This is a genomic window from Acidobacteriota bacterium, from assembly GCA_003225175.1.
Taxonomy (GTDB): Bacteria; Acidobacteriota; Terriglobia; order Terriglobales; family Acidobacteriaceae; genus Gp1-AA112.
The window spans coordinates 1-9948 of sequence record QIBA01000112.1; the positions used below are offsets into that span (position 1 = coordinate 1).

Genomic DNA, 9948 nt, shown 5'->3' on the forward strand with positions numbered 1-9948 from the left:
AATCGCGTAAGGACCATGACGTGGCCTATTCTGGGGGCAGTGCACTTCTTCCTCGCACTCGTCGTAGCTGCCGCTCACCTTCCGTTGTACGCAGCGTCCAATTCAAAAGTGCTGGTCCTTCAGTACTTTTCCGGCTTGGCCGCAGTGCTTGGCTTTTTGGTAATCTCCGGTTATTCAATAGCGGCGTCGTTTGCCAAGCAAAGGGATGGCTTGTACGTGAGAAGAGCGCTTCGTATTCTTCCGCTGTACACGGTCATGATTGTACTCATCGCGCTGCTACCGGATATCAACAAAGCATTCGGTCCACCCAATCGGGGGCAGTTGCTCGGCAACTTATTTCTTCTCCAAGGCATTTTTCTATTTTGCAACCCCGTTAATAGCACGTCTCTCTCAACGCACCTTGATGATTACTATGTGTATCTCGGTTGCAGCATGTGGAGGCGCTCGTTTCTTGAATCTGCCGTTTCATGAAGGGCTCCTTTTTGGTAGTAACGTTCTTCTTCTTGGCTGGACGCGGAAAGGCACCGTTACGCTGCTGAGTTGCAGCGGTGTTCAGCCACGAAATCGAATCTCGATTACGAGCACAAGTCGAGGCACGAGTACGACAGAAAGGTTTTGGGCTTTTGGGCATATCGCAACGCTGGTAATGGCCATACGCTTCTCTTGCGCAAAGCATAGGAACCTGCACGATGGCTTTGATTAATCCTTTCTTCCTTATGTTCCTGTGGCCACTTACTTGGACTATTACAATTTTGGGGATAGGCTACGGACATCGTGTTCGGTACGATAAGAGAGTGGCGCAGTATTTTTCAGTATTAGGAGATGCTTCATATCCATTTTATTTATTTCACCTTCCCGTTTTTAGTTTGATAAAGTGTTCAACCTCTCCGCGTCCGCGAGTTTGTTCTCATTATCGTCGTCGTCGTCTCGATTCTGCTCGATCGCTTTTTCGACAAGCCGTTCAAAAGGTTGGTTGTCGCTATTGCACGGCCGAGACAGAAGCACTCCCAGCCTGCTGCAGTATTGCCTTCGCCCCTCGCTTAATCGGGGTCGCCTTGCTTTGGCCTCAGAATTGATTCTCGGCGTCAAGTTTTCTTGCCGAAATCGGCGACTAAGGCTGTGGGCACCGGATTCCATAACGGAAGAATGGGTTTCGATAAATCTCGGTCTCCAGAAAGCCCGCCGCCGCAAGGTGCTTGACCAGACCGCATTCTGCGAAAACTCGCGTTTCTAACGTCGTTCCTGTCGGCCGTGAAAGACAAGACGATCAAATCTTTAGAGCGCACGTTCACGAGTAACATTCGTGAGGATATAGTTTCCCTGTCTCTCCATGATTTGAAAGTCGTGGAGTTCGGGGAAATGCTCGATCGTTTCGACTGAATCCTAAAAGGAGCGGTCAGGATGAATAATCCGCCAGGCTTCAGAAGTCCGAAAACGTTGTCAATGGCGCACAGAAGGCAAACGTTTTCGAAAACGTCCGAGGAGATAATAAAGTCGTTTGGTCCGCCAGAGGCTGGGATTGATTTCAGCAGGTATATCCAGTCTGGGCTCGCGAGGCAGGCAACAATTTTGGTAATCACATTTTTCCGCAAGTCGAGATACGTAGTCTTAAGACCTCGACGATTTCGTCCAAGCTCAGAGTAGATTGCGATGCCAATAAAAATGCTTTCGCACTCTAAGCCGATCAATCTTGTGTGGCGTCGGTGACACAAATTAGTGTGGAAAGCAATCAATATCGGGCATTAGGCTTCGAAATGACAGGCAAGGATAAACTGGAAGATTACAACCCAGAACGAACAATCTCTTCATGCTTTACAGGAACTCTCCGCCAGCGCTTGCCCGGCATCGCGACAGGTGTTCTTTGCTTTGTTCTGTCGCTTTTCTTTTACTACGGCACGGTTCTCCGGATCCAGTTGAAGCGGACGGACTTGCTTGATCTCGGTCCTTATCCAGATGGGGTAGAATATTTCGCACTGGCCACGTCGATCTTGAAGGAAGGCGCACCCACCATTCAGATCGGTTACGACAAATTGCCCTCCCGCTACCCTCCGGGCTACCCCCTCTTGATGATTCCTTGGCTGAGGTTTTTGCCGCACAACGGGATTCTGGCTCCCTTTAGGACAAATCAAACGGTCGGCCTGCTGTTGTTAACAGGCAGCTTTGTATTTTATTTGGCGATCGGAAGACCGCTCGCGGCAGGATTGGCAACCTTGTTGCTCGCAACTCAACCAGCGTTCATTAGCTTTAGCCGGTCATCAATGAGCGATCTTAGCGGCGCAGCTGCCGCAGTGCTCGCCTTTGCCCTGGTCTACTTGGGACTCGCTTGGCGCCGCCGCTGGCTGATTTACTGTGCAGCTATTGTTTTGGGATTGTCCTTGTCTATACGGTCACAGTTACTGTTCATGGCACCGTTATTACTCGCCATGGCTTTGTTTCCCGCCAGAGGTTCCTGGCCGCGATGGCTCATGCATTGCTGCCTTGTCCTTGTGGTATTCACAGCAGCCGCAGCTCCATATTTCATTTTTAACATGTTGGAATTTGGGCATGCATTAAAGACCGGTTATGATTTCTGGGTGCCTGGATGGACTGAGAGCCACCAATTCTTTTCGTTACGGAATGTGCCTCCGCAGCTTAGGATGATCTGGTCCGAGATTGATGGTAGCTGGGATCAATTTCGAGTCGCGAATCTATTCGGCACCGGAACTTATCTGGTCCCGGCTTTCATTTGTCTTTCTGCCCTTGGTCTCCGCTTTGTCCGGATGACGGCGTTTGCGTTTAGCGCCTTTCTGGCCGGAGGCATCTACTTTATCGTGACGGTGACCTATTTCTACGTGGATGCGAGGTTATACCTGCCTATCTTTTTCCTCGTGGTTGCGCTTGCTGTTTTGCCTGCCGAGTGGGCGGTATTACAGGCTCTTAAGCTGCGCTTTTCCCCATCAATGGTTGGAGTATTGACCATATTCCTGCTCACCTGCATTGGCTATCCATCACAGTCAGGCTTTCAACCGCAGAGGAATCGATCCCAAGTTTGGGACGCGCTCAATTATGCGAACACTAAGAAGAGGTCCCCTCGATATGAGGCGACAGAGGAATTCAGCCGCTCCTTCCGGGATGTTCCTGGTATTGTTTTGTCCGATATCGACCCTCCGTACTTAAACGTGGTGTTGCCGAAGCCATTCGTAGCGGCGCCAATCGACAATCAGCATAACTACTGTTACAGCCGCCTCTGGCATTACGGGAAAGCCGAAGCGGTGCGGTTAATCCAAAGTGGCCTCGGCCACGCGATTCCAGTTTATGCGCTCTTTGTGCCTTCAAAAGAGCTTGATCAGGATGTGCAACGCCTGCCGCAGATCCAAGGTTACCGTTGGAAACGAAGCGAGAAATCCGGTACGAAAGGTGTAACCATGACACTAACAAAGAATGCGTCTATTTTGGCTCCGAATTCGGTGTCCGGCCCGATTGGCACGACAGCCCGATGAAGCTCTCCGTCGTAATTCCTTGTTATAATGAGCGACAGACCATTGAGGCTTTGGTTGAAGCGGTCCGCGAAGCCCCGGTCGAGAAGGTCGAAATTATTATCATTGACGATGGATCGACTGACGGAACGAGAGAACTTCTGCAAGCTAAGCCTCGCGAATGGGTTGATAAGATCGTGCTGCAGGAACGCAATTTCGGCAAGGGAGCAGCGCTGCGTGCGGGTTTCCAGGCAGCTACGGGCGACCTGGTCATTGTTCAAGATGCGGACCTGGAGTATGACCCGAAAGAATATCCTATCCTTATAGCTCCGATCCTGAAGGATCGTGCTGACGTGGTGTTCGGTTCCCGGTTCTCAGGCGGCCGAGCTCATCGTGTGGTTTACTTCTGGCATATGGTCGGAAACCGGTTTCTCACATTGCTCTCGAACATGCTTACCAACTTGAACCTGACCGATATGGAGAGTTGTTACAAGGTTTTTCGACGCGAACTCTTGGATGGCCTTACTATCGAGGAGGAACGGTTCGGCGTCGAACCCGAACTTGTCGCGAAGATTGCGCGGACTGGAGCGCGCATTTATGAGGTCGGCATCTCCTACTACGGGCGGACATACGCCCAGGGCAAAAAGACTAACTGGAAGGACGGCATCGCAGCGATGTATGCGATCATGAAATATAACCTCTTTCGTAGATAGACATCACGTGGAGAAGGAAAAAAGCAGCGGTCTGGTTATTCTCGCCTTGCTTTTAATAGTAGGTCTTTCCGCCTACCTTCGCCTTTCGGGGATAACCTGGGCGATGAACAGCGGTTACGGTCATTATCTTAACTTTCAACCCGATGAATACATCAGCATTCGGGGAATGTTACCGATAAAACCTCTCGCTGGCAAGCTGCGCGCCCCTGATGCGTACTTTGAAGGCACATTCAACTACTACCTTTGGACCGTACCTGAAACGCTTCGTGAGCTATCCGGAGGAGCGCGTCCGATGCCGGAGGAGAATACGCCATCAGGCAAAGTTAAATTTATTCTGCTTTGTGGTCGCCTAATGACGGTGGCCTTCGATCTCGTCACCTTGGTTGTTCTTTTTGTGGTTATTACTGAAATGACGGGGCGACAGCTAGGCGGCCTTCTTGCTGCGCTCCTTTACGGCATTTTCCCGATGCAAGTCATCTATTCGCATTTCATGCGGAGTCATGTTCTGAGCAATTTGCTTTGCGTGCTCGTCGTTTGGTTGTCGCTCAAGGCACTGCAACATCAACGCTGGTGGCTTTTTGTTATTACCGGATTGGTTGCGGGACTGGCCGCTACCATTAGGTATCCCGCCGCAACTGTTCTTAGCATCCCGTGTCTCTTCCTTTTATTTCAGAAAGATTCCACAAATGCTCCATGGGCGCGACGGCTACGTAAGGCGATTGGCGATCTTTTGTCAGGACCGCTTTGGCTGCTCCTGAGTGGGTTTGTTATAGGAGTGCTTTTGGGTGAGCCAACAATATTTGTGGATTTTCGGAGAGTTGTTGATGAGGTCTCGTTCCAAAGATCCCATTATGGGCCTCCGCCAGGAGCTGGAAATCCTTTCGATCTAGCTCCGCTGTTGAGATACTTTTCTGTGTTAATCCCGTACGCAACCTATCCGTTTCTCTGGCTACTACTTTATTTCCCGGCACTCTACGTGCTGTTGCGCCGTTCTTTTCATCCTATTATCATCCCGCTCTGCCTGTTCGTGGCCTTGTACTCATATCCAATGGCGAAGAGTTACATTAATATTTTTGCCCGGCAGGTGATGATACTGTTGCCGGTGTTTTGTATTTTCGCGGGCTTGGCCTTCGAAGACATTCTCCCAAAATTTCTCAAACGACGGCTCCTGTTTGCTCTTGTCATGGTCGCAATTGTTTTCTTGGTCATTCCCACGATACTATTTGACTTCGCTTACGATCGCGCCATGAGACAGGGAGATGTTCGAGAGATGCTTCGCGACGATATGCGAGAAGTAATTAAGGACCGCTCCTCGACCAGTATTGCCGTGAGCGAAAGTGGCTGTTACTTCTACACTGCCATGCCAGCAGTTTTTCCGCTGAAGAGAGACAACGTGGCGGTCCAACTCGAAAGCTCCTTTGCTACGCCTGCAGATTTCTTTGTAATGGGTTTCGAAAGTCCGTTGGCCGAAAATTGGCTTAGCTTTTGGATTCGGCGTGTGGAAAGCGGCGGAGGTTTCAGATTTGTGAAAGCGTATAGTCGTGCGCCCACGGTTTTCGGAAAGAGGTTGGATCTATCAAAGTTTCCTCCCGATATGACCTATCCGTTCCCAACAATTTTGCTTTTCCGTAACGCGGCGGAGCCGTGAGATTTTTGAGAAACAATTGGCGAAGCTGGGTCTGTGTGCGAAAATCGGCTGGATCGCAACTGGAAAATTAAAAATCAGGGGTCAATCAAAAGATGGTCTCCAAGTTCATATCGCCATTGATGGGGCAGACATGTCCGCTGCCGTCCTTCCTTATTGGCGCGGCGAGCGCTTTACTTGTCCTGCAATTGCCGCGTGGGTACTGCCAAAACGCGCCCGAGCCGGCCGCGCCAGCCACCAGCGGCCAAACGGTGGCTGACGTCAAAACATACGGTGCGGTCGGTGACGGGAGAACGAATGATACCGACTCATTTAATGCGGCTTTAAAGTCGGTCGCCGAGGCGGGAGGCGGAACGTGTGTGGTTCCAAAAGGAACATACATCATTTCTGCTTCGGGCATCACCGCTCCGCACGAGCCAGCTGTCTCATCGGATGTGCATCTCGTGGGCGAAGGGCGGAGCGTATCTGTCCTGAAGGTTGACGGGATGCCAAGGAATCATTTGCTGCAATGTGATGGAGATAATTGGACCGTGGAAAATCTGACGTTTAACATGGGGGACTACACCCCATCTGTTGGCTTATCGGCCATCACCTGCAAGGGTAATAACTGGCGGGTGGGAAACTGCGCGATCGTTAAAAGCGGGAGATGGGGAATCGCCGCGTTCGGGGGTAACAACTGGTCGATCGAAGGTAACTATATTAGCAGGACAGTGCCCGGGGCAAGGCCAGCAACTGGAGCGATTCTTGTTAGCGCGAGATCCGGGGTCTGGTCCAGCCATGGGCGCGTTGTTGGCAACGATTGTGACGGTGCTGGGATTACCTTTTCGGGAGACAACGGCATCATCGCTCGCAACGAGGTAAGCAGGTCGGGATTTGGCAGCGGAATCTTTGTGCAAGGTTTGCCTAGCACGCACGCGCCGACCATCAGCGGAAACATTTGTAGCGATGGCAGTTCCGGTTACGATGCTGCGCAAGGAGGCGGGTGGTGGTCAGTGAATGGATTTGAAACATGGGCGCCGAATTCTGTGATTTATAACAATATCGCCCATGACAACGACGGCGGAGGATTCGCCATTGGCGGACAAAACAGCATCGTTGTCGGGAACAAATCCTATAATAACGGGCGGGGGCGTACCGGGCACGCCGGGTTTGTTGCGCGCGTGAATCCAGGCAAAGGAGCAAGCGCATCTCACTCCATTTTTATAGGTAACATCGCGTACGATACTCGTTACCCGAGTCACAACGCTACTCAGGATTACGGTTACGTGGAACAGGCCGACGGAGTAACGGACGTCAGACACTTTGGGAATGACTACAACCGTAATAGAGTCGGCGCGATTAAATCACAAACCCAAGGCGGGTCCGAATTGCGGATGCAGATCTCGCCTGAAATGAAAAATAGGCTTAAAGCGCTCGCTGAAATGGCGGACCTGCCGGACAATCTTCGTCGGGTTGTTCGTGAATGCCTCACCAGGTAGAACAACACTCGATCCAGACCGAGCCGTTTCGAGAATCCATGATGCCGTCGCCGCCAGTCAAGGCGACTTCGTGTATCAGCGATGTACAGAGGTGGCCCTCGTGACAACCACTTTTGCCAGGAGGGGTTTGTGATCTGATGTGTAAAGTCGAAATTCGTGATGGGAACCGGCTTCGATCCAATCCGCGTCCTGCGAACCGCGCGGCGAGCCTGCAAAGAGTATCTCCTCACGGCCGTTCACCGAAACATAAATCTTACCGTCGACGCTGTTCCAGGTAACCGTCGTTTTACCGGGCCCTTTACCGGCAGGCACGGGATTTGGCCAAGCTGTTAGAATCGGCATCACCTTACGGACAAAAACCACGCCTTGGGTGACAAGCAGACTTTCGAATTTTGACAGCCTGAACTCTTCTTTGCGACCTAACATAATGCTTCCAGCTGCTTGTTCATCTATTAACTCCTTAACAAAACCCACCATACCATGCGAGTGACAAGGGAAAGGATCGAGAATCGATGGTTTCGGATCGAATTTCTTTCCATCAGGAAAATCATCGAAGTAGCCCGTGCCCCAGTCCTCAATCGCATATAACCCACCCGGCTTTAAATGATGATCGAACAGGTGCCAGAACGTTGTTTTACTTAGCTCGCCAATATGTGAGGCATCATCGATGATAATGTCAAAGCCGTCGGGGGCGATTTTACCAGCGACTTCAGACAAGAATCGCGTATCTGACTGGCTACCTTGGAACAGTTGAATACGCTCTCCAGAAATGAAGCCGTCCGGCAACTTCAGGTCGATCCCCGTGATGGAAGCCCGCGGAAAGTAATCGCGCCACAATTTAAGTGAGCCGCCCCTGTGGATGCCAATCTCTAAAAGTTTAACGTCCTTGTCTGCCCAAGGTGCAAGAACAGGATCGTATACTTCGAGGTAGTAATGCTTGATCTTGTCAGTGTCGTACGTGGCCAGATCTAGCTGCTTGCTACGCATGTTTGTGGACGAAATTACCTGGGGTTTCGATGTTCTGTTTCAGAGGCTCTAGCCACAGCCGCGATATGTTTTCACTCGTGCGGTAAACTGAGTTTCCAACTCGTCGGCTGCGGCGGCTGACGCGTTGGCGGGCTGCGAACTCTTCCCAATCTCAGCAGAAAGTCGCCGCGCTTCTTCCACGATCGCAGCGTCAGTTGCAGGATCGTCACACTTAAAATCCGGCGGTACATTGGAACTATTGATACGCTGTGAAAGCGGCTCGAGGCATTTGGCAGAATACGGCTCGCCCACAAAATCCAGTAATGAGCGCAGAGCCGACCCAGGGTTCTCTACTAGGGCCGTATAGCGCAAGCGATAAACCACATGCGGACCGTACGCTTCCTCAGCCTTCAAACATGCTCTAACTGTGCGCAGCCAATATTTGTACGCGTCTTCTTCGTTCGCTACCAACTGAATTCCTGTTGCGCGATGGAAGTTAACCATCGAGCGAACTACCTCATCAACATCGCGAAACACATGCACGAACCGACCTTGAGGAAAAAGCTTTCGCAGGCCGCAGATGTGCAAAGAATACTCAGGCGTTCCATCGACCCACCGAGTCTTCGGCCCGGCGGCCATGCTTGTGGCTTCGAGCCATCGCAGGTTAACCTTTGACGGGCTATTGCTGTTTTCACGATTGATTTCGAGATCTCTGCGATGCCCCACGACCAGCTCGTTAATGGTTCGGCCGAATGCAGCAAAAAATTCGTCGTCACGGATCTCCATCGCGCTAAGTATCGATAAACCACCGCGCGCCGAACCGATTTGATGGGCAACAGCTACATTCACCGCAAAATCTCCTATCCAATTGGATTCTGGCACTGGAAAGATGTTTGGATGATGGCCAAGGCACCAGGCAAGAATGCTAGTTCCAGATCGCGGGGAGCCCACGACGAAAATTGGTCTGTTAATCTCCTCTTGCATTTCAGCGTTTTCTGGGAGCCGCAGTGTCGTTCTCCGTTTGCGATGATTTCAATCCACCGATGGCCTGTCGGCGCATCCAGAAACTGCCTCCAATCCAACGGCGGAGATTGGGGAAAGCGGCTTTCAGATCTGGTTGATGATAGTGGTTGAGATAGCTATTCGCCATTAGCACCTCGAACTCGGAGTTGAATATCAGAAAGGCCTGCAACAGGTACTGCTCTGTCCAAAAGCGGAACTCATCCAGTACCCAATCACGTCTGTACTCAAAGGGCAGGAAGATGTCGTGCACGTGCACGATGACTCCCGCCTTCAAACGCGGCAATACCTCCAGGAAGAGGTAATTGACGTCGCCGCCTATCTTTACCGTGTGCGAGCTGTCGATAAACAAGATGTCACCCGATGCCAGTTGCGAGAAGAATTCCAGACCGATGTCCTGAACCTTTTTCTCAATTAATGATTGCAACCCAGGAAATCCCTCGCGGAGGAACTCGCGCGGGAATGGTTCGATACAGATGACGCCCGAGTTCTTGTTCTTTTCAGTCGCTTGCCCCAAAACTAGGGACGAGAAACCGCCGCCCACTTCGATCGTTAACCGTGGCTGGAAATGCCGAATCATGCAGTACGCCACCAGGGCATCAACACCATCAAAAAGACCGTTTCCAAGATAAAATTGATTGTGCTCTTGAGGTTTTCCGGTTGGAAAGTGT

Annotated in this window: 9 protein-coding genes; 5 read left to right on the forward strand and 4 right to left on the reverse strand. The window is 51.2% G+C overall.

From position 1 onward, the window contains the following. On the forward strand, positions 1 to 471 hold a 471-nt coding region (locus DMG62_22595), incomplete at its 5' end, for a hypothetical protein (protein PYY20658.1). Positions 472 to 861: 390 nt separating this feature from the next. Here DMG62_22595 and DMG62_22600 read toward each other — a convergent pair. Beyond that, a complete protein-coding gene (locus DMG62_22600; GenBank protein PYY20659.1) occupies positions 862 to 1137 on the reverse strand; it encodes a hypothetical protein in 276 nt (91 codons plus the stop codon). Positions 1138 to 1754: 617 nt separating this feature from the next. Here DMG62_22600 and DMG62_22605 point away from each other — a divergent pair. The 4 genes from DMG62_22605 (at position 1755) to DMG62_22620 (ending at position 7291) form a co-directional block, all read left to right on the forward strand. Then, positions 1755 to 3479, forward strand: coding sequence for a hypothetical protein (locus DMG62_22605; protein PYY20660.1), 1725 nt, complete (start codon positions 1755 to 1757; stop codon positions 3477 to 3479). Then, positions 3476 to 4168 (forward strand): glycosyl transferase, encoded by a 693-nt coding sequence (locus DMG62_22610; GenBank protein PYY20661.1) that lies wholly within the window; start codon positions 3476 to 3478, stop codon positions 4166 to 4168. Before DMG62_22605 ends, DMG62_22610 begins: the two co-directional genes overlap by 4 nt. A 7-nt stretch (positions 4169 to 4175) precedes the next feature. After that, positions 4176 to 5816, forward strand: a complete 1641-nt coding sequence (locus tag DMG62_22615; GenBank protein ID PYY20662.1) for a hypothetical protein — start codon at positions 4176 to 4178, stop codon at positions 5814 to 5816. A 92-nt stretch (positions 5817 to 5908) separates the two neighbouring features. Continuing rightward, positions 5909 to 7291: a hypothetical protein gene (locus DMG62_22620; GenBank protein ID PYY20663.1), complete on the forward strand. Its 1383-nt coding sequence runs from the start codon at positions 5909 to 5911 to the stop codon at positions 7289 to 7291. Positions 7292 to 7366: 75 nt separating this feature from the next. Here the strand turns inward: DMG62_22620 and DMG62_22625 are convergent, their stop codons facing one another. The 3 genes from DMG62_22625 to DMG62_22635 all read right to left on the reverse strand — a co-directional run. Then, a complete protein-coding gene (locus tag DMG62_22625) occupies positions 7367 to 8278 on the reverse strand; it encodes a hypothetical protein (GenBank protein ID PYY20664.1) in 912 nt (303 codons plus the stop codon). 48 nt (positions 8279 to 8326) lie between these two features. Further along, positions 8327 to 9241 carry a hypothetical protein gene (locus DMG62_22630; GenBank protein PYY20665.1) on the reverse strand — a complete coding sequence of 305 codons (915 nt, stop codon included), beginning with the start codon at positions 9239 to 9241 and terminating at the stop codon, positions 8327 to 8329. A 1-nt stretch (position 9242) separates the two neighbouring features. Next, positions 9243 to 9948, reverse strand: a 706-nt coding sequence (locus DMG62_22635) for a class I SAM-dependent methyltransferase (GenBank protein ID PYY20666.1), incomplete at its 5' end; no start/stop codon positions are given.